General features: G+C 61.2%; 21 protein-coding genes. 8 read left to right on the top strand and 13 right to left on the bottom strand.

Translation table 11 applies throughout. The features are described from left to right. Positions 1 to 15: 15 nt before the first annotated feature. The 11 genes from J5286_RS21835 to J5286_RS21785 all read right to left on the bottom strand — a co-directional run bounded on the left by J5286_RS21835 (position 16) and on the right by J5286_RS21785 (position 12,631). Positions 16 to 1,272, bottom strand: a complete 1,257-nt coding sequence (locus J5286_RS21835; protein ID WP_142843280.1) for an ABC transporter substrate-binding protein — start codon at positions 1,270 to 1,272, stop codon at positions 16 to 18. A gap of 69 nt (positions 1,273 to 1,341) precedes the next feature. Then, positions 1,342 to 2,934: a GMC family oxidoreductase gene (locus J5286_RS21830; protein WP_142843279.1), complete on the bottom strand. Its 1,593-nt coding sequence runs from the start codon at positions 2,932 to 2,934 to the stop codon at positions 1,342 to 1,344. A gap of 58 nt (positions 2,935 to 2,992) precedes the next feature. Next, positions 2,993 to 4,399 (bottom strand): aldehyde dehydrogenase family protein, encoded by a 1,407-nt coding sequence (locus J5286_RS21825; protein WP_142843278.1) that lies wholly within the window; start codon positions 4,397 to 4,399, stop codon positions 2,993 to 2,995. A gap of 104 nt (positions 4,400 to 4,503) precedes the next feature. Continuing rightward, complete coding sequence (locus tag J5286_RS21820) at positions 4,504 to 5,460, bottom strand: helix-turn-helix domain-containing protein (RefSeq protein WP_142843277.1); 957 nt, start codon at positions 5,458 to 5,460, stop codon at positions 4,504 to 4,506. Between the two features lie 92 nt (positions 5,461 to 5,552). After that, on the bottom strand, positions 5,553 to 6,359 hold the full coding sequence (hpaI, locus tag J5286_RS21815) for a 4-hydroxy-2-oxoheptanedioate aldolase (RefSeq protein WP_142843276.1): 807 nt from the start codon (positions 6,357 to 6,359) through the stop codon (positions 5,553 to 5,555). Positions 6,360 to 6,412: 53 nt separating this feature from the next. Further along, positions 6,413 to 7,216, bottom strand: coding sequence for a 2-oxo-hept-4-ene-1,7-dioate hydratase (gene hpaH / locus J5286_RS21810; RefSeq protein ID WP_142843275.1), 804 nt, complete (start codon positions 7,214 to 7,216; stop codon positions 6,413 to 6,415). Position 7,217: 1 nt separating this feature from the next. Further along, complete coding sequence (locus tag J5286_RS21805; RefSeq protein WP_142843274.1) at positions 7,218 to 8,090, bottom strand: fumarylacetoacetate hydrolase family protein; 873 nt, start codon at positions 8,088 to 8,090, stop codon at positions 7,218 to 7,220. Positions 8,091 to 8,101: 11 nt separating this feature from the next. Further along, positions 8,102 to 9,556 (bottom strand): NADP-dependent succinate-semialdehyde dehydrogenase, encoded by a 1,455-nt coding sequence (gene gabD / locus J5286_RS21800; protein WP_209192023.1) that lies wholly within the window; start codon positions 9,554 to 9,556, stop codon positions 8,102 to 8,104. 66 nt (positions 9,557 to 9,622) lie between these two features. Beyond that, positions 9,623 to 10,603, bottom strand: a complete 981-nt coding sequence (hpaD, locus tag J5286_RS21795) for a 3,4-dihydroxyphenylacetate 2,3-dioxygenase (protein ID WP_142843272.1) — start codon at positions 10,601 to 10,603, stop codon at positions 9,623 to 9,625. 59 nt (positions 10,604 to 10,662) lie between these two features. Further along, positions 10,663 to 12,177: a 5-carboxymethyl-2-hydroxymuconate semialdehyde dehydrogenase gene (gene hpaE, locus J5286_RS21790; protein WP_142843271.1), complete on the bottom strand. Its 1,515-nt coding sequence runs from the start codon at positions 12,175 to 12,177 to the stop codon at positions 10,663 to 10,665. Between the two features lie 61 nt (positions 12,178 to 12,238). Next, positions 12,239 to 12,631: a 5-carboxymethyl-2-hydroxymuconate Delta-isomerase gene (locus J5286_RS21785; protein ID WP_142843270.1), complete on the bottom strand. Its 393-nt coding sequence runs from the start codon at positions 12,629 to 12,631 to the stop codon at positions 12,239 to 12,241. Between the two features lie 115 nt (positions 12,632 to 12,746). Here J5286_RS21785 and hpaR point away from each other — a divergent pair, with 115 nt between their 5' ends. Together hpaR and J5286_RS21775 are read left to right on the top strand one after the other, a co-directional pair. Then, positions 12,747 to 13,226: a homoprotocatechuate degradation operon regulator HpaR gene (gene hpaR, locus J5286_RS21780; RefSeq protein ID WP_142843269.1), complete on the top strand. Its 480-nt coding sequence runs from the start codon at positions 12,747 to 12,749 to the stop codon at positions 13,224 to 13,226. A 229-nt stretch (positions 13,227 to 13,455) separates the two neighbouring features. Then, positions 13,456 to 13,701, top strand: a complete 246-nt coding sequence (locus J5286_RS21775) for an SDR family oxidoreductase (protein ID WP_309546942.1) — start codon at positions 13,456 to 13,458, stop codon at positions 13,699 to 13,701. 135 nt (positions 13,702 to 13,836) lie between these two features. Here J5286_RS21775 and J5286_RS21770 read toward each other — a convergent pair whose 3' ends face one another. Together J5286_RS21770 and J5286_RS21765 are read right to left on the bottom strand one after the other, a co-directional pair. Next, positions 13,837 to 16,011, bottom strand: coding sequence for a methyl-accepting chemotaxis protein (locus J5286_RS21770; RefSeq protein ID WP_142843268.1), 2,175 nt, complete (start codon positions 16,009 to 16,011; stop codon positions 13,837 to 13,839). 572 nt (positions 16,012 to 16,583) lie between these two features. Beyond that, the gene (locus J5286_RS21765; protein WP_237681475.1) at positions 16,584 to 16,961 is read right to left on the bottom strand and encodes a winged helix-turn-helix transcriptional regulator; all 378 of its coding nucleotides are present in this window, start codon (positions 16,959 to 16,961) and stop codon (positions 16,584 to 16,586) included. Positions 16,962 to 17,147: 186 nt separating this feature from the next. Here J5286_RS21765 and J5286_RS21760 point away from each other — a divergent pair, with 186 nt between their 5' ends. From J5286_RS21760 to J5286_RS21735, 6 genes are all read left to right on the top strand, one after another. Continuing rightward, positions 17,148 to 17,618, top strand: coding sequence for a nuclear transport factor 2 family protein (locus J5286_RS21760; protein WP_142843266.1), 471 nt, complete (start codon positions 17,148 to 17,150; stop codon positions 17,616 to 17,618). Positions 17,619 to 17,805: 187 nt separating this feature from the next. Then, entirely contained in the window at positions 17,806 to 18,099 is a 294-nt protein-coding gene (locus tag J5286_RS31755; protein WP_142843265.1) for an ATP-binding cassette domain-containing protein, read from the top strand. Continuing rightward, positions 18,044 to 18,376 (top strand): ATP-binding cassette domain-containing protein, encoded by a 333-nt coding sequence (locus J5286_RS31750; protein WP_161596379.1) that lies wholly within the window; start codon positions 18,044 to 18,046, stop codon positions 18,374 to 18,376. Before J5286_RS31755 ends, J5286_RS31750 begins: the two co-directional genes overlap by 56 nt. A gap of 149 nt (positions 18,377 to 18,525) precedes the next feature. Next, positions 18,526 to 19,020 (top strand): winged helix-turn-helix transcriptional regulator, encoded by a 495-nt coding sequence (locus J5286_RS21745; RefSeq protein ID WP_142843263.1) that lies wholly within the window; start codon positions 18,526 to 18,528, stop codon positions 19,018 to 19,020. Then, positions 19,020 to 19,610 carry a 2-hydroxychromene-2-carboxylate isomerase gene (locus J5286_RS21740; RefSeq protein ID WP_142843262.1) on the top strand — a complete coding sequence of 197 codons (591 nt, stop codon included), beginning with the start codon at positions 19,020 to 19,022 and terminating at the stop codon, positions 19,608 to 19,610. Before J5286_RS21745 ends, J5286_RS21740 begins: the two co-directional genes overlap by 1 nt. After that, positions 19,607 to 20,305, top strand: a complete 699-nt coding sequence (locus tag J5286_RS21735; RefSeq protein ID WP_237681472.1) for an SDR family NAD(P)-dependent oxidoreductase — start codon at positions 19,607 to 19,609, stop codon at positions 20,303 to 20,305. Before J5286_RS21740 ends, J5286_RS21735 begins: the two co-directional genes overlap by 4 nt. Positions 20,306 to 20,308: the final 3 nt, after the last annotated feature.

The following is a 20,308-nucleotide window of genomic DNA, read 5'->3' as shown; positions in this document are numbered from 1 at the left end:
CATGACCGCGGGGCCTCAATTCACGATGCCAAGCGCCTTTTCATCGGCGCGATAGGGATCGAGATAGGCGCTGTCCATGTCCGTGCATTGGCCGACGACCTTGTAGCCACCTTCGATCATCTGCACCATCATGTTGGCGTGGTTTGGCATGTGGCGGTCGCCTGGGCCGACATAATAGGGGCCGCACAGGAGGTCGGACTTATAGTTCTTGATATTGCGGATCGCCTCAGTCACTGTAGCACGGTCGAGTTTCGCCGGGTCCTGCTGCAGCATGGCATCGACGAAGAAGCGGGCAGAGAGGTATCCGGCCTGGCTGAACGTGTCCCGCGGGTCATCGGCATTGCCGTGAGCATCGAGAACCGCACGCCAATTGTTGGCATCGGGACCGGTCCCGTCAATCGGCGTCAGTTCGATATTTACGTGCATGACGCCTGCCCAGTCGGCACCAAGCATGGCCGGAACATCACGATCATAAAGTGGTGTGGAGGAAATCCACTTGTAGCTGTCGCGCTGGCCCGACTCGAGGGCGGCCTTCAGGAAGGCGGCGGCCATACCTGCAGGCAGATTGACGAGCATCGTGTCTGCCCCGGAGGCCACGGCTTCGAGAAAGGCCGAGTTCATGTCTGCGGCCGACGGATCGAGCAGGACGCTCGATCCTGCGAGGTTCTTCGACTGCATGTATTTCTCGGTCCAGCCGCAGGAATACGGACCGACGCTTGGAATGGTCAGACCGATGCACACGACGTTGGTGGAGCCCAGATTGCCGACGGCCCACTGGGCAGCACCCACGGAAGAAGGCAGCGGACCCTCGTTGGTGGAAACGATATTCTTCGATTCGAAGCACTCCGCCACAGCGCAACCGGACGCCATGGCCATCACGCCCTCTTCCTCGTAGAGCTTGGCATTGACGCCCATCTCGACGAAGGAGGCGTTGCCGACGAGGGCGACCACCTCTTCGTCCTTGACCAGCTTGGTCGCGACCTGCGCGGCAACTTCTGGATTCCACTGGTCGTCCTCGACGAGGTACTCGATCGGGCGGCCATTGATCCCACCATTAGCGTTGACGCAGTCGAAATAGGCCTTCGCCGCTAGCGAGGCGGACGAGAAGTCGTCGGGGCCCGTCCGGCCGACGATGGCGCCGACCTTGAGTGGTTTGCCGGACGCAGTCTGACCGTTGTTCAAGCCGCAACTCGGTGCGGCAGCGGCGGAACCCGCCGACAGTAAGAACAGAGATGCAATGGCGGCGGTGCCGCACAGAAGATGCGATTTCATGTTTTCCTCCCAATGTGAGCCGGAACCCGGCTTCGTGGCCAAAAGGCCGGTTTTGATCGCGCGATCTCCTCAGGCCGCCCGATCCTTCCGCAAGATGAAGCGGCTGGCGCGCTCCCCGATCATGATCGTCGGTGCATTGGTGTTGCCCGAAACGAGCGTCGGCATGATCGAGGCGTCCGCCACCCGCAGCCGGTCGACGCCGAAGACCTTGAGTTCCTCGTCGACAACAGCCATCCGATCCTCCCGAATGCCCATCTTGGCCGTGCCCGAGGGATGGAAGACGGTTTTCGAGATCCCGCGGATGTAATCGCGCAAAGCGTCCGGATCTTTCTCGATGCCGGGTGTCGGCAGGACGCGACGCTTGATGATCTTCGCCAGCGACGGCGCTTCCGTGATCTTGATCGCCAGTTCGACGCCGCGGACCAGCGTCTCCAGATCTGCGGGGTTCGCGAAGGAATTGGCGTGGAAGAGCGCTGGATCATTGGGATTGGCCGACCGGAGTTTGACCGTGCCGCGCGATTGTGGCCGCAGGAAGCAAGGGCCAATAGAGATACCGTGTCCAGACGAGGCCGTCCGTTCGCCGAAGCCGACGAAGCTCGGCAGCACATGGAACTGGATGTCGGGCTGGCCGAGACCGGCCGTGTCGACGAAGCCGCCGGACTCGACGACGGTCGACGTCAGCAGACCCGTCCTTGTCAGCATGTATTGCAGCATGTGGCTGACGGCGGCGAAGCCCTTGTCCTGTCCGAACAGGGAGAGGATGTTGACTTCGGCCTGAACTGTCGCCTCGAGATGATCCTGATAGTTCTCCCCAACGCCCGGCAAATCGGCAACGACATCGATGCCGTGCGAACGCAGATGCTCGGCCGCGCCGATGCCGGACAACTGGAGGATCTTGGGCGTGGCGATCGCGCCTGCCGTCATGATGATCTCGCAGCGCGCCTTCACCGTTGCGCCGGAGGATAGCTGCACGCCGACCGCGGTCCGCCCCTCGAATAGGACCCTTTCGACCTTGACGCCGGTCATGATCTCGAGATTAGCGCGCCCCTCAGCGTCTCGCAAAAATGCTTGCGCAGCGCTCCAGCGGCGACCATTGTTCGTCGTCGTCTGGTAAAACCCGACGCCCTCTTGCTCGGCGCCATTGAAGTCTTCGTTGTACTTGATCCCGACCTCTTGGGCCGCCCGGACGAAGGCCCAAGACAGCGGATGACCGTAGCGGCGGTCGGACACCTTCAATTGACCGTCCGCGCCGTGAAACTCTCCGGAGAGCCGCTGGTTGCCTTCGAGGTCACGGAAGACGGGAAGCACCTTATCGTAAGACCAGGACCGGCATCCCATCTGCGCCCAAGTCTCGTAGTCCTGGCGCTGGCCGCGGACGTAGATCATCGCATTGATCGAACTCCCGCCTCCGAGCACGTTGCCCTGCGGCACAACGTTCGGCTTGCCCTTGATGCCGGGATCTGGCTCGGACGTGTAGAAATGCACGTCGCGTCCCTTCTCGATCACCTTGAAGAAGGTGGCAGGGATATGAATGAACTTGTCGGTGTCCTTCTGTCCGCTTTCGATCAGCAGGACTTTCCTGGACGGATCTTCCGAAAGACGCGCGGCCACCACGGAACCCGAGGACCCGCCACCGACGACGATATAATCAAACTCACGCATTTGAGCCTCCCGCGCGGTGTCGAAACATCCGCGCCTTGAATAAAGCCTGACGAACCGTTCAGGAGAACACTGTCTGGATGGTGGTGAATTCCTTCAGTCCGTCGACCCCGAATTCGACCCCGATCCCGGACTGCTTCACGCCTCCAAACGGTGCATTGGGCTGGATTGCACCATGCTTGTTGATCCAGACCGAGCCGCATTCGAGCCGCGCCGCGACCTGCTTTGCCTTAGAGACATCTTTCGACCAGACGGAGCCGCCAAGACCGCTGGGATTGTCGTTGGCCTTGGCGATCGCCTCCTCGATGTCGTGGTAACGGATGATCGGCAGGGCCGGACCGAACTGCTCCAGGTCAACGAGTTGGGCACCGTGATCGACGTCGGCGACCAGGGTCACGGGGTAAAAGTACCCCGGTCCGCCCTGCGGCGCACCCCCCGTCAATACCCGACCGCCCCTGGCGACCGCTTCCTCGACGAGTGCCGAGACGATGCCGAGCTGTGCTGCATTCTGCAGCGGCCCGAGAACCACGTCCTCCACCAAGCCATCACCGACCTTAATGGCGGAAGCATAGGTCGCGAGCGCGTCACACACCGCGTCATAGATGCTGTCATGGACGTAAAGGCGCTTCAGGCAGGCGCAGGTCTGGCCGCCGTTGATGAAGGCACCCCAGAAAAGGCCCTCGGCGATCGCCTTGGGATCGGCATCGGGAAGAACGATGCCGGCATCGTTGCCGCCCAGTTCGAGCGTCAGGCGCTTCAGTGTATCGGCAGCGGACGCCATCACGCGGCGCCCCGTGGGGGTCGATCCGGTGAAAGTGATCTTGGCAACATCTGGATGCGACGTGAGCGCCGCGCCCAGATCGTTGTCGTCGGCGATGACGTTGACGACACCGGCCGGCAGCACCTCGTTCATCAGTTCCACCAGACGGATGGTCGTAAGCGGCGTATTCGGCGACGGCTTGATGACCACCGTATTGCCGGTGCGGATGGCCGGGATGATATGCCAGCAGGCGATCATGACCGGCCAGTTCCAAGGCGTTATGGCGCCAACGACACCGATCGGCTTGCGATGCAATTCCACCCGACCTTCCGGTCCGTCCTGGACCACTTCGACCGGCAGGTCTAGGGAAGCCGTATGACGGGTCCAGGCAACGGCCCCACCGATTTCGAAGCGCGAGCCGAGCCCGTTGAGCGGCTTGCCCTGCTCCAGCGTCAGAAGCCGCGCCATTTCCTCCGCATTCGCCTCGATCGTTTCCGCCACACGGGCGCAGAGCGCGGCGCGCTCGGAGGAGGGCCGAGCAGCCCACGCCGGAAATGCCGACTTTGCGGCAGCTACGGCAGTGTTCAGGTCGTCGTTGGTGGCTAGCGGCGACATGCCGACGACTGTGCCGGAAGAGGGATTTCTGACCTCTCTGTGACGTGCAGTCGAAACCGGCTTGCCGTCGATGACAAGCGTGAATTCCTTCATGATACATCCTCCCATGCAATGCGATGAGAGGATATTAGCCGATGGCCGTCGGTAATTCTTGGATCACGGCGCGGCATGAATTGGACAAAAGCGCGACACCCGCTTCAGGACGTTACCACATCCTTGGGCGAGCAGTCGAACAGCTTGCGGAAGCTGCGATTGAAGTAGGAAATGTCGTTGAAGCCGACCGAGTATGCGACGTCCGCGATGGCACCAGGATGATGCGCGCCCCGCAGTCTTTCGAGTCTCGCCCGGGCGAGATGCAGGCGCTTGAGCTTGATCATGCCCGTCACCGTCATGCCCTGGGAGCTGAGATCCTCCTGAAGGGTTCTCAGCGAGACGCCCACGCGGTTGGCGAGCCATTGCGGCGTCAGGTACTCCTCGGTCAGGTTCTCGTCGATCAGCACCTGGACGACCTCGAGCCTTCCCGTGCCGCTGTCGCCACGCACGAAGAACTCTTCGCCCGGATCGGTCGCGAAGGCCTGTCGCGTTGTGTTGAACAGCAATTCCCTCAGATGCGGCGCCCGGTTGTCGTCGCTTGCCGTGCTTATCATCTTGGCGACGAGCGCGCCGAGCATTATCGACATCGGATCGTCCGCCCTAATCTTCCTTGTCACCGAAATCCGAACGGCCCTGTCCGACAGCAGCATCTGCCTGGGCAGGTGCACGGACAGGTGATTTGAAAACGAGCCGCCAAAATAGAAGATCGACGGCCTTGTTGAATCGACAAGGATGCATTCGCCCGGATGGAGCTGCTCCTGACGGCCGGACTGCTCGACGCCGCAGGACCCTTCCAGTTGCAGCAGTAGGAACAGGTTGTCGCCCTGATCGGCCCGGATGTCGTCAGGATCACGGCGGATGTAGTCGAGGTCGTTCGCCACCTGCGCAAGTTCTATCCCGGCGGCGTGAGACAGCGCGGCACTACCACGCACAACGTTCGACCCGTCGTATCGGCTGGGATTGAAATGGCCGCATATGGATTTCAGGTCCGACGTCCATGCGTCGAACTCGCGCGTCACCCACTGCGTGGGAACGCAACGTCCCAAGCTCGCCAAGTGCATGCCCGTCTCCTCCCAAAGCCGGCGACCTAATTACTGATCATGTTAACAAATCGGGAATTTGTCAAATTCCCGGGTTCAGATCCCCGGCGTAGTCAGTAGACTTTCGCGCCCGCCGTTGGCTGCGTCGGCTTTGCATCCTTGAAATCCTTGAGCAATCGAGCGGAGGCATTGCCAAGCAATCCCACGTCGTTGCCGATCCCCACGAATGTCGCCCCGAACTCGCAGTAGCGTTTCGCGAGTCCGAGATCCCCGATCAGAATCCCGGCGGCTTTGCCAGCAGCGAGGATCCGCCCGATGGATTGCTCCACGACCTCCTGGACTTCTGAAGCTCCCGGCCGCCCCAGGTAACCCATGTCTGCGGCCAGATCGGAGGGTCCGATGAAGACACCATCCACACCCTCGACAGCACAGATCGCATCGAGATTGTCGATCGCGACACAGCTCTCCACCTGCACCAGGAGGCAGATCTCGTCGTTCGCCGTCTGCAGATAGTCGCCGATACGGTTGAAGTCCGAGGCACGCGCCAGCGCCGCGCCGACGCCGCGGATGCCTTGGGGCGGATAACGCACGGCCTTGACCATCTCGGCGGCAAGTCCCGCATCGTGCACCATGGGGACGAGTACGGTCTGCGCGCCAATGTCCAGCATCTGCTTGATGACCCAGGTCTCACCGATGGGCGGTCGAATGATTGCATGCGAGGGCGAACCGCGCATTGCGCGCAACTGCTCGGCCAGACGTGGTACGTCACTCGGCCCGTGCTCGGCGTCCAGCAATAGCCAGTCGTAGCCGGCGCCGGCACAGATCTCGACAGCGTTCGGGCTTCCGAGAGCCTGCCACAAGCCGATCTGGAGGCGGCCCTCTTTCAATCCACGCTTGAAGGTGTTGACGGGTGCAGGCATCACGGCTTCCTCTTCATAGTCGGGTCGGACGAGATTCGTCCGACTTGGTAGGCTCATTCAAAAAACAGGCTGACGGTTCCGTAGGGACCGAAATCGCCGACGATCGTATCTCCGTGCCGAGCCTCGACGGGTCGGATGAACGAGCCGGCAAGTACGATCTGCCCCGCCTCGATGCCGTCACCATACTGGGCCAGCCGGTTGGCGAGCCATGCAACCCCGCGGGCCGGCTGATTGAGCACGCCCGCGCCGAGCCCAGTCTCCTCGACTTCGGCATTGCGGCTGACGATCGCGCCCATCCATCGCATGTCGAGAGCATCCGGTCTGACCGCGCGCCCACCGGTGACGATCCCCGCATTGGCGGCATTGTCGGAAATCGTGTCGAACACCGTCCGCGGCTTCTTCGTTTCCGGATCCGCCCGGAGAATGCGCGTATCGAGGATCTCCAGTGCAGGCGTAACGTAGTCGGTGGCGTTCAGCACATCGAAGACGGTGATCCCCGGTCCCTTCAGCGGCGCCTTCATGACGAAGGCAATCTCTGCTTCGATGCGCGGCTGGATGAAGCGATCCTTCGGAACTGTGGCACCATCCTCGAAGACCATGTGGTCGAAGAGGACGCCTGAATCCGGGATGTCGATATTAAGGGCATACTGCATGGCCTTGGAGGTCAGCCCGATCTTCCAGCCGATGACCTTGCGCCCGGCGGCAACCTTCCGCTTTACCCAGGACGCCTGGATGGCATAGGCGTCATCCATATCGATTCCTGGATGTGCAAGTGACAGCAACCCAGTCTGAACCCGTGTGCGCTCGGCCTCATCGAGCTTGGCGGCAGCGGCTTCGATCTCGTCTTTTGTCAGCATGTCAGACCTCGTCATCGATCGTGTTTCTCAGGACGCCCAGTCCATCCGCCTCGATCTCGACGACGTCGCCAGGCTTGAGCCAGATGGGCGGGTCGAAGCGGGCACCGGCCCCGGTCGGCGTGCCGCAGACGATCACATCGCCGGGCACTAGAGTGGTGAAGGTCGAGATATAATTGATGATTTTGCGGAAGGAGAAGATCATCCGGCTGGTGCGGTCGCTCTGGCGAACCTCGCCATTGACCCGGGTCTCCAGCTTGATGTCGGCGATCTGGCTCTCGTCCACGAACGGAACGAGCCATGGCCCGATCGACCCGCTCCGGTCGAAGTTCTTCCCCTGGGTCACGTTGAACTTGGCGTGCCGCACCCAGTCGCGGATCGTACCCTCATTGCACAAGGTCAACCCCGCGATGTGATTGAGGGCGTCCCGTTCCGCGATCCGTCGGCCACCCTTGCCGATGACGATGACGATCTCGCCCTCGTAGTCGAGTTGTGGGCTTTCCGGCGGACGGATCAGCGGATGGTCGTGACCGGTAAAGGACCGGGAAAAGCGAATGAAGAGCGAGGGATTGGCGGGGGCGGCCTGCCCGTCCTTGTATTCCTCGTTGCGGTCCGGGAAATTGACGCCGACGCAGATCAGTTTCTCCGGTGCAGGAATCGGTATCTCGAACGAAACATCAGCCAGCGCCATGTCCGGTTTGTCTCCTGCATGCCGCTCCGCAAGCGTTGCGAGCGCTCCGTCGGCAACGACCTCGCGCAGTGTCGGATACTGTCCGGCATACCTCATGGAAAGATCGACGATGCCGCCCGCGACGACAAGACCGAAGCCTCGGCCGCCGGTGGAGGTGCTGAAGCTCAGGAAACGGGGATGGGACATGGACGTGCTCCTCACTCGACGCCGCCAAGGCAGACATACTTGATTTCGGTGAATTCCTCGATGCCGTAGCGCGACCCCTCGCGTCCGAGGCCCGAGAGCTTCACACCGCCAAAGGGGGCTTCCGCTGTCGAGATCAGCCCCGTGTTGACGCCGACCATCCCATACTCCAGAGCCTCGGCGACACGGAACACGCGCGCGAGATCCTTGGCGTAGAAATAGGAAGCGAGCCCAAATTCGGTGTCGTTCGCCTGGGCGATAACATCCGCCTCGTCCTTGAACCGGAACAGGGGGGCGAGCGGCCCGAAGGTTTCCTCCCTCGCGACCATCATCATCGGCGTGACGTCGGCGATGACGGTTGCCTCGTAGAAGTGGCCACCGAGTTGGTGGCGCCGGCCGCCGGCCAGGAGCCGGCCGCCCTGCCCGCACGCGTCCGCGACATGTTCCTCGAGCTTGGCGAGTGCATTGCCGTCGATCAATGGGCCGAGTGTAACACCCTCGTCGAAACCGTTGCCGGTCTTCAACCGGTCCACCGCGCTTGCGAGCTTTTCGGCAAAGGTGTTATAGACGCGATCCTGGACATAGATCCGGTTGGCGCAGACGCAGGTCTGGCCGTTGTTGCGGAATTTCGCGATTAGCGCACCCTCGACCGCCGCATCGAGATCGGCGTCGTCGAATACGATGAACCGCGCATTGCCGCCGAGTTCCAGCCCCAGTTTCTTGATGGTTGGCGCCGACTGCCTGTAGAGCTCCGCCCCCACTTCGGTGGAGCCGGTAAAGGTCAACTTACGCACGACAGGGCTCGACGTCAGTTCGGCACCGATCACACGGGCAGAACCGGTGAGCACGCTGAACAGCCCCTTCGGTAAGCCGGCGCGTTCGGCGAGGATCGCGAGCGCAATGGCCGAGAATGGTGTCTGCGAGGCGGGCTTCAGAACCATGGCGCAACCGGCGGCAAAGGCGGGGCCCGCCTTGCGGGTTATCATCGCATTCGGGAAATTCCACGGTGTGATGGCAGCGACCACGCCGATCGGCTGCTTCATGATCAGGATGCGCTTGTCCTTCTGGTGGCCTGGGACGATATCGCCGTAGAGCCGCCGCGCTTCCTCGGCGAACCACTCGATGAAGGAGGCACCATAGGCGATTTCACCCTTGGCTTCGGCGAGGGGTTTGCCCTGTTCGAGGGTCAGGATCCGTCCGAGATCGTCCTGACTGGCCATGACCAGCTCGTACCAGCGGCGCAGGATGACACTTCGTTCCTTGGCAGTGCGGCACGCCCATTCGACCTGCGCCGTTCTGGCCGCCTCGATCGCAGAACGAGTTTCCTCTGCGCCGAGATTGGGCACGCGCCCGATGATCTCACCGGTGGCGGGATTGTCCACCGCGATGGAATTGGCCGGATCGGCCTCGATCCAGTCACCCCCGACGAGGGCGGCCTGGCGGAAGAGTGTCGGGTCCTTGAGCTGCATGAACTGGCCTTGCTGAGAGGATCGGACGGGCAGCACCTGTACCGTGCTGCCCCCTAAGGGATGAGGTCAGGGCGCGATGATCGGCTGCGCCTTGAGGTCGGACTCACGGACTGCCGCTCCTGCAAACAGGCTCCCGTGTTCGAACCAGGAGCGCGGCGCCGGCGCACCCCAAAGCGTCTGTCGCTGCGGATCCTTCAGGTCCCACTTGATCGGCTCCAGATCGGGATCCACGGTCTGGTAATCCGAGCAATAGATCTCGATGCGGTGACCGTCCGGATCGAGGATGTAGAGGAAGAAGGCGTTCGAGATGCCGTGGCGGCCCGGACCACGCTCGATATTGGCGACCCAGCCGGTGGTCGACATCAAGTCGAGCAGGTCGATGATGTTGAGCGGCGTCGGAACCCAGAAAGCCGTGTGATGCAGACGGGGACCCCTGCCATTGGTGAAAGCGATGTCGTGCACGCCGCCCTTGCGGTGTGTCCAGGCGGCCCAGAGACGACCCGTCTCTTCATCGGCGGTGTACTCGGTGACCCGGAAGCCGATCTCGTTGTAGAAGGCCACACTTTCATCGACGTTCGGCGAGAAGCAGTTGAAGTGGTCGATGCGCAGCGGCTTGACGCCGCGATAGAGCGCGTATTTCTGATGGATCGGCGGCAGCCGGTCCATCTTGGCGTAGAATTCCAGCGGCGTGCCCAGCGGGTCGCGGGTGCGGAAGGTGCGCGCCTGGTAAGGTCGCTCGACCCATTCGACGCCGAGCCCCTTGCCGTCGAAGAAGCGCGCCGCCTTCTCCAAGTCGGCTTCGTCATAGACCTTGAAGCCGAGATCCCGCGCCTCTGCCTTGTCGGACTTGCGCAGGACGATGCAATGGTGGCCACGTTCTTCCATCGCACGCAGATAGATCGCATCCGACGTCTCGTCGGTCACCTGCAGGCCGAGCGTGTCGACATAGAAGGCTCGCGAACGGGCGAGATCCGTCACGCCGAATTCCACGTGGCTCAGGCGCACGATGTTGAAGGGCGGGTAGAGATTGGGTTCCGGTAGTGCCATGATGTACCTCCTCCGTCCTAGGGTTGGCGCCGTAGGACGTCGATCGTGTCGTGGGAAATTCAGCCGCCGAGCTTCTGAATTGCGTGTGGCTTGGTGGCGAAAGCGATGTTCTTGGTTTCCATGTAGAAATCGAAGGACCAGTCGCCGCCGTCGCGGCCGATCCCGGAATTCTTCACGCCACCGAATGGCGTCGGCAGGTGCCGGACGTTTTCCGAATTCACCCAGATCATCCCGGCCTCGAGATGTTCGGTGAAGCGGAAGGCCCGCGTGACGTCGGATGTCCAGAGATAGCCGGTCAGGCCGTATTGGACGTCGTTGGCGAGCGACAGGGCCCCGTCCTCATCGCGGAAGGGGATCGCGGTCAGCACCGGGCCGAAGATTTCCTCCTGCGCGATGCGCATCTGGTTGTTGGCGCCGGTAAACAGCGTCGGGGAGACATAGCAGCCGCCGCCGGGACCATCGAACTTCTCCCCGCCGGCCGCGACCTTGGCCCCTTCCGACTTGCCGATCTCGATGTATTCCAGCACCTTCTTCTCGTGCACGGGATGGATCAGCGGCCCTATGACCGTCTGCGGATCGAGCGGATGGCCGACCTTGATCCGTTTGGCCTTCTCCGCGACCATGGCGGTGAATTGGTCGTAGATCTTCTCCTCGACCAGCAGTCGCGATGAGGACGTGCAGCGTTCGCCGTTCAGCGAATAGATCATGAAGACGGCCGCGTCGGCGGCGCGTTCCAGGTCGGCGTCGGCAAAGACCACGACCGGGTTCTTGCCGCCGAGCTCGAAATGCACCCGCTTCAGCGTGTCGGCACCCTGCTTCATAATCATCGAGCCGGTGCGGCTCTCACCGACGAAACCGATCGCCTTGATCAGCGGATGCTCGGTCAACGCCTTGCCGGCATCCTCGCCGAAGCCGTTGACGAGGTTCCAGACGCCCTTGGGCAGCCCCGCCTCTTCCGCGATTTCCACGAGAAGGCGCGCCGTCAACGGCGAAAACTCGGCCGGCTTGTGGACGATGGTGCACCCGGCGGCAAGCGCCGGCGCGATCTTCCAGGTCGACAGCATGAACGGGGTGTTCCAGGGGGTGATGATACCCACCGGGCCGATCGGCACGCGGGTGGTCACGTTCACCTGCCCGGGCGCCCGCAATGACTTGCCGTCGCGCGCTTCCGGGGCGCGATCGGCGAAGAAGCGGAAGTTCTCCGCACCGCGGAGCGCCGCCTTGGCCATGAATTTTAGCGATTGTCCGGTATCCATGCACTCGACGAAGGCGATCTCTTCCGCCCGCGCCTCGACCGCGTCGGCGATCCTGTGCATCAGCTTCTTACGGGCATCCCCCGGCATTGCGGCCCATTCGGCGAATGCGGCCTTCGCCGCCTTTGCTGCGAGATCCACATCCTGGGCCTTGCCGCGCGCGACCTTGGCCAGAACACCGAGATCCACCGGCGAGATGGTCTCGAAGGTCGAGCCGTCGAGAGCGTCGACATCCTCTCCGCCGATGCGGTTCTTCACGCCGCCTTCGAACTTCTTCAGATAGGCCCTGGACTTGGCCAGATTATCTTCAAACGATGCCATGCATCCGTCTCCTTGGACTTACTGCGCGCCGAGCCGGCGCCGTGTGTCTTTTTGTCTGTTGTCAAATGGTCTTCTGTCGAAGCCGCGGATGAATGGCGTTCTTCTTCCAGCTGAAATTGGCGTCGATTTCGCGGATTTCGAGCGACAGCATGAAATGCGGCGTCTCGAACCGCTCGGACAGAAAGACATCGACAGCGGCGAAGATGACATCGCCAGCGCGCTTCCGATCCGCCTCACTGCGCCCTTTACCCATGCGCAACGACATGTCGATGAAGCTGTTCTCCTCGAGCAGATCGGCCACGGCATAGACGTCAGTGCGAAAGCCGCGCACGCGGACCGCCCCGAGCTCGAAGAGGCCCGTCTCCATCATCGTTTGATGAATGAGCTTCGCCAAAGCCTTCAAGTCGACCAGACGCTCGAGATTCGCCGAGTAGTCGAATGTGAAATGCGGCATGGTTCCTCCCGAAATTTATATTTAACATGTTAAATGAATGTTGCCGCCTGTCAAGAAGGGAAATGCTAGTCAACGAACGTTTGCAAATTCAGCCGAACTTCCGCATAGAGGGAGCATGATCACGGCCGAAAGCAAGTCCACCCGACTCACGCAGGACGCGCTCCTGCCGCGCAACACCAAGCGGTCCCTGCCGATTGCTCTGCTGCGTGCGCGCGAGGCCGTGATGACGCACTTTCGCCCGATGCTGGCCGCCCACGACCTGACCGAGCAACAATGGCGGGTCATCCGTATCCTCGCCGAAAACGGCACGGTCGATGCGTCGGAAGTGGTCGAGCGGGCCTTCATCCTCGCCCCTTCCCTCACCAGGATCATCAAGTCGCTCGAAGAGCGTGGACTGATCCTGAAAGAGCGCGACGAGGCCGACGGGCGACGGGTTATGCTGCGGATTACCGCGGTCGGGCTCGGGATCATCGAAGAAGTCACACCGGATAGCCGCATGATCTACACCGAGCTTGAGCGGAAGTTCGGCGAGGAGAAGATCAATCTCCTTCTCGACCTTCTGGGAGAACTAACGGACTCGATGGGCCCCAAATAGACGAGAAACCCAGAGGGACCCCGTGCAAACGGCGCTCAGAGCGCCGCAGCCCCGACTCCAGAGCCGACGCGATCTTTGCGACCGTAAGGCGCAGATGAAGGCCGTGGCGGAGCCGATCGGGGCGGCCAATTTCGTCAGGGATGCGGCAGATGCGGGCCCCTCTGGGTCACCACGGACATGGTCGATGCGGGGACGGATGAATTGCGAGCTAGGATAAACCTTGCCACCCGTGAGGAAGCCTCTAGCGTTGTCGCGCGACGTGCCCCTGGCTCGCCCCGCCCATCCCGACGAGGTCGCGACAGTCATCGCATTTCTCTGCTCGTCGAATGCGTTCGTGGTCACCGGCGCAACCCTGACCGTCGACGGCGGATCGCATTGTCGGCGTTCCCACCCTCGCCTTCGGCTGGTCGGTCCGAATCGGACGGGCTGGGTAAGGCGCTGGAGATCAACATTGCCAGGACGCCGAAGATCGTAGTGCCGGGCATCCGACACGTTCGAGCAGGTGGGCTGAGCCCCTACAGCGTCAGGCCGGCATGACGTCGGCCTGACCTCTCCAAAAAGTTTTCACGCAACGTCGGCTCGGTCCCGAGACCGGCAGCCTCGGCCCGACCTAAGCCGCCCGCGCGCCCGCCCGCGCCGATCCTGCGGCAACCGAGCGCAGGCTGGAAGCCTCGAACTGGAAATGGGACAGGAGTTCGCTTAGTATAGAACTCTCCTGCGCTAGGCCCGCACCCGCCGCACTCATCTCCTCCACCATCGCCGCGTTTTGCTGTGTCACCTGGTCCATGTGGTTGACCGCCCTGTTCACTTCAGCCAACCCGGTGGACTGTTCGTTAGTGCCGGTGGCGATCGCATCCATATGGGCGTTGATCGTCTGCACCAGTTGCTCGATGGTGCTCAATCCTTCACCGGTATCGCTGACGAGCTTGACCCCTTCCGAGACGGCGGCGGACGAATTCGTGATCAAGCCCTTGATCTCCTTGGCCGCATTGGCCGAGCGTTGCGCTAGTTCGCGCACTTCTTGGGCAACGACGGCGAAGCCCTTGCCGGCCTCGCCCGCACGGGCGGCTTCGACACCAGCGTTGAGGGCGAGAAGGTTCGTCTGAAAGGCGATTTCGTCGATCACCGCGATGATCTGATTGATCTGCCGGGAGGATTCTTCAATCCGCTGCATAGCGCTGACGGCGTTGCGCACTACGGCGCCCGACTGGTCCGCACGGCGGCGAGCATCGCGCACCACGTCACGGGCTTCGGCCGTGCGCTTGGAGGTCGCGACGACGTTAACGGTTATCTCTTCCAGTGCCGCTGCCGTTTCCTCCAGTGAAGCTGCCTGTTGTTCTGTTCGCTTGGCCAGATTGTCCGATGCGTCGGAGATCTCCTTAGAGCCACTGGTGACCGTCGAGACCGAATGCCCGACGCTGAGCAAGGCTTCGCGCAACTGACGCACTGAGGTGTTAAAATCCGCCCGCAACGCCTCGAACTGAGCGTTCATCGGCGTATTGATCTCGCAGAGCATGTCACCCCGGGCAAGCCGGCGCAGATTGGAAGCGAAAGTCTGCGTCGCCTTTTCGAGCCGCTCCTCGGCCTCCGCCTCCGCACGCGCCTGCATCTCGGCCCGTTCCGCTTCGGCGCGGGTTCGGTTCGCCGCCGCTTCCGCCTCGAGTTGCGCATTTCGGATGGCGGCCTGGCGGAAGGCCTCCACCGATTGCGCCATGTCCCCGATTTCATCACTTCGGCTTATGAACGGAATGGCACTTGCCGTATCGCCATCCGCCAGTAGTCCCATGCGCTGCTGAATGGAACGGATCATCCGGGAAATGTTGCGCACGACTACGAAGCTGAGGACGAGGACGAGCGTCGTGACGCCCAGAGCAATGGCGGCGCTCTTCATGAAGGCCCGCTCCAGCGCATTCAGCTCCGTAGTCGCTTTCTTGCCCAGACTTTGCTCGGCTTTCGCAATCAGCTCCGCCATCAGACCAGCCTGGGCACTACTGCCCTTTCTCCAGCGGTCCGATCTCGCCTGATCACTTCCCTGCGCCGGCTCGTTGTACATCTGCTCACGGACCGAAGACAGGAAAGCCCCCTCCGGCCCATTGAAGAGATCATTAAACGGTTTGACCAGTTCCGGCGGAAGAAACTCCCGCAGCACCGGTAGGTAGCGGTCTCGCAGGCCTTTCGCGAGGAAAAGGAACTGCACTTCGCCCGGCGACAGGGCCGCACCGGAGAGATACTTTTCGCCAAGGTTGATCTCAATCAGACCGGCATCATTGACCTGCATTAGGGCGTGATAACCATCGATGTATCGCCCCAAATCGATGTCAGTGATAGTACCGCCCGAACGGCGGACCAGTTCCAGCCCGGCAGCGGAGGTCGGCTGGAGGATTTCCCGCTCTTCGGCGTCCGTCGGCTTTCCAGCATCCACTTTGGCGCGGTAATCAGAAAATAGCTTTTGTTTGTCTTGGATAAAGGCGAATGACCGGTCAATCGTTTCGTCAGAGTTGCCCTCGGCCTTCCATGAGGCATAAGCCGTGCTCAGTTCCTTCATGACCTGATCGGAAATCTGACGGCGAGCATCCCTTTCATTGGCAGTGGCGAAGGCCTCCGCTGGCATTGATTGCGCAATTCTCCCGCCCGCAGAGGCGAGTTTTTGCACGACCATCTGCTCGTTCAAGCGCTGATACTTCGCATAACTGTTGATCACGGACTGCACACTCAACCACAGGAATGCGGCGAGCGGCGCAGCGGCGATCAAGCAGAGAAGGCCGCGGATTGACACCTTGCTCATATTTTATCTCCAGCCTCACAAGTCGATACTTAACTTGTATAGTATGTGGGATAATAATTGGTTAAGTGACCTCTAAGAAGCACTGCGCTCGCGTCGCTCGACGGCATCTGTAGGCACTTGCCAACATAAGGGCGTGTGGTCGCAAAGATCGGCGTTTTCTGCTCGGACTATCTGACAATGGATCAATGTGATGCGTGGAACCAGGGCTACGAGCCTATCGGTCGAATATTCGCGCATGGGTCGGAACAGGAACACAGGATGACCATAGCGGAAATGCTGGCGATTATGCGGCATCTCGATGCCCGGCCGGGTGCCTTACTGCTCTGCCGGCGCCGATGACATCAACCTCTTGTCGCCATGTCCGACCTCATGCCCGATTTCGAGGCGCTTCTCGACAGTCCATACAAACAAGAGGTCGAAACGACAGCCGCCCGCTTCACGGCCTTCTATCGTTTCGTGACCGTTCCCTCCAATATCGCTGAGCGCATTGCGACGACTCGTGACTGCACCGTGTCATTGGCAATCAATGTTAGCACACGCTCGAAGTTGGCAAGCGCTTACAGCTACGATTACTAACCGTTCCTGTCTCCAGCATCGTATGCCGCCTGCGCGGTAAGGACGGCCTCCATATTTCTTTCAGCCCAATGGGTGAATGCCGACACTGTTTCAGTCAAGGTCCGCCCGAGCGGGGTCAAGGCGTATTCGACCGTCACCGGTACGGTTGCGAAGATCGTACGGCTGATCAGTCCGTCACGCTCAAGCCTCTTCAGCGTCTGCGACAATACCTTTTGCGAGATGCCCTTAATGTCACGGCGCAGGTGGTTAAAGCGGATCGGGCCACCCTCTAGGCGGTCGAGAATCAACAGCGCCCACTTCTCTGCCAGGCGCTCCAGCACCTGCCGGGTTGGGCAGCCATCCTCATAGACATCGTAGGCTTTATCAACTGTCAAGTTTTTCTCCTGCAGGCCACGGGTTTCCCTTTGGGAACCAAGTGAGCTCGAGGTGCTCTCTTTTGCTGCATCGCAATCGAACGTATCTAACCAATGGAAACATGATTTCCAACAGATACTAGGAGTATGTGCGTGAACAGACGCCCCAAAATGCAAACCACACATCAGTCCATGGGTGTCCTGCCCATGCGTTCAACAATCTTTGCTGTCGTCATCGCGGCCAGTGCGGCGTTGTTGAGCATCTCCGCCGCTACAGCCTCGGCGACAGAAATCAACGACGCCCAGCGCCAGAGCAATCTAAAGACAGTTTTGGAGTTCTACGAAAAAGGGCTGAATCAAAAGGATGTGGAGGCCGCACTCGCTCTTGTTGGTCCACGGTACACTCAGCACAACCCACTTGCCGAGGATGGCCCCGAAGGGTTCCGCAAATTCATTGCTCTTCTACGTGAGAAGTTCCCGAAATCTCGCAGCGAAATAAAGCAGTCCTTCGTGGATGGTGACTACGTTGTCCTCCACGTCCATTCCGTGCGAGAGCCAGGCACTCGCGGAAATGCCATCATAGACATCTTCAAGCTCGAGAACGGGAAAATCGTAGAGCATTGGGACGTCGTCCAACCCATCCCCGAGAAGGCGGCAAATACCAACACAATGTTCTAGCATCGGCCCTTGCAAACCTACTTGGGTTCTCACTCAACAGAGCCGCTGGCGCGCTTCGGTCGCGCCAGATGCCTTCCGAAGGGAGCGGCATCATCTCGGAATAAGGGGGCGGATTGCATCGGACTTTGCAACGAGGTTGATTTAACGGCCCTGGAAACGATCAACGACCGCTTTTGAAAAACGTCATGTGCGGCGTCGTCCATACCAAAGGGAAACCCAAGGAAGAAGCGCGCGAAATCGCTCGCGAGGAAATTGCCAGGGTCGGCCTCGCCGACAGAGAAGGTCACTATCGGCACAGCTGTCGGGCGGGCAGAAGCAACGTGTGGCCATCGCGCGCGCGATTGCAACCAAACCTCCTGCGATGCTGTTCGATGAGCCAACCATCCCCTCTCGACCCCGAGTTGCGGGGAAGTGTGGTCCCGGTCATGCAGGATCTGGCCAAAGGGGCAATGACCATGGTGGTGGTGACCCAGGAGATTGATTTTGCACGCGCGGTGGGTAACCGTATCGTCTTCCTCGAGAACGGCGAGATCATCGAGGAAGGACTGTCGAACGAATGCCTCGACAACCCTAAGACCGAGCGGCCTCGGCGCTTTCTGTCAGAGATCTCGCCTGAGGTGTACCGGGAGGCCGCCCGCGGTTCTCCATCGCCTTCTTTCGATTCACCGGTATCCGACGCGCGAGCGAAATGGATGGCTTGCGCACTTGTCTCTTTTCTTGTAAGTTCAATTATTGAAGTTACTGGTTTAGCCGCTTGATAAAGCGAGATTGGAGCTGAGATGAAATTCCTCAGCATGTTCTGGCAGAGCACAGCAAACCTACTCAGCGCTGCTCCACGGTCTGAGCAGGCCGCGCGTCTCGAGTGGCGGTATCGCTGCGACCTGACACCTTGGAAATGGAGCTGCGGATGAAGACTAGGTCATTCTCGGGCATGCGCTGCTCCATTGCAGGAGCGATGGAACTGATCGGCGACCGATGGGCCTTGCTGGTGATACGCGACCTGTCGCTCGGCCTCAGCCGCTACGACGAGCTGAGGGCCAGCACGGGAATTCCGGCCGCGACGCTTGCGGCGCGGCTGAAGCATCTGACCGCGTCGGGCATCATCGAGCGCGTCCGCTATCAGGAGCGCCCCCCGCGTGATGAATACCGCCTGACGCGCAAGGGGCATGACCTGTGGAAGGTCAGCGTAGCTTTGCGCGAATGGGGCGATCGCTGGGACGCGACCGGATTTGGGTCGCCCTCGATCGAAATGGTCGATCGAGAGACCAACCATCCCGTGACCTTAGCGCTGGTCGATGCTGTGACCGGCGAGCTCTTGCCGCTCGAACGTGTTCGGCTGCGGCCGGGGCCGGGAGCCGATGACGCCACTCACCGCCTTTTAACTGCAACAGGAACCGACTGATGTCCTGCACAATAGAATTTTTCTATGATTTCCGCAGCCCTTACTCCTATCTCGCATTCACCCAGCTTCGCGCGCTGGACGCCTCAATCGACTTCAAGCCTATGAAGGTGCTGACAGTCATGGAAAAGGTCGGCAACACGCCGACCACAATCACCTGCGCCGCCAAAGGCCGGTACGCGCGCACCGATCTCGGTCGCTGGGCACGGCGCTACGGGATTGCGCTCAATCCCTCGGACATGCGAACGAACGACGGCGAGGCGATGGCGCGCGCGGTCATCGTAACTGCAGCGGAGCAGCGGGCGGACGTGACGCTCACGCTGTTCCGCGCCATTTGGAGCGAAGGCCGATCGCTGGCGACATCGGAAGCTGTTGTCGCCGAACTCGCCGCAGCGGGCATCGACACCGCCATCATCGCCGCCCAGATCGACACGGAAGAAACGGCGGCGCAGCTCGACAGCTTCACCGACGAGGCGGCGATGCGCGGGGTTTTCGGGTCGCCGACCATGATCCTCGACGACGCAATGTTTTTCGGCAACGACCGGATCGACTTTCTGCGCGAGGAAATCGCGCGCCTTGAGGTGGCAGCATGAGCAATATCCAAAAGCCGCTCGCGCTCGTGACCGGGGTCGGCCCGGGGACGGGAACTGCGACCGTTCGCCGTTTTGTGGAAGGGGGCTACCGCGTGGCGATGCTCGCCCGCGATGCCGACCGGCTCACCGTGCTCGAGCGCGAAATCGCCGACACGGTTGCGGTGCCGTGCGACGTGTCGGATCCCGAGGCGCTGGCACACGCGATCGAGCGGGTGGGCGCTCCGAAGGTGGTGGTTCACAATGCGGTCGGCGGAGCGTTCGGCACCTTCGACAAGATCGAGGCGGCAACGCTCGTCCGCAACTTCGAGATCAACGCGATGGCGTTGTTCCATCTCGCCCGGCTGACGACACCCGCGATGGTCGAGACCGGCGAAGGGGCGATCATCGTCACTGGCAATGGCGCGTCACAACGGGGCAAGGCGGCCTTCGCGGGATTCGCGCCAACAAAAGCTGCGCAGCGCATCCTTGCCGAATCCCTGGCACGCGATCTCGGGCCTAAGGGCGTCCATGTCGCCTATCTCGTCATCGACGCAGCGATCGACGTACCGTGGCAGCGCGAGCTCCAGCCAACCAAACCGGACGACTTCTTCATCTCGCCGACGTCGATCGCGGCAGAAGTGTTTCACCTCGCCCACCAGCCCAGGGACGCTTGGTCGTTCCTGGCCGAGGTGCGCCCTTTCCACGAGCAGTGGTGAGAA

It is taken from the genome of Rhizobium sp. 16-488-2b (assembly GCF_017741815.1).
Lineage (GTDB): Bacteria > Pseudomonadota > Alphaproteobacteria > Rhizobiales > Rhizobiaceae > Rhizobium.
This window is presented reverse-complemented; position numbering and strand designations above follow the sequence as displayed.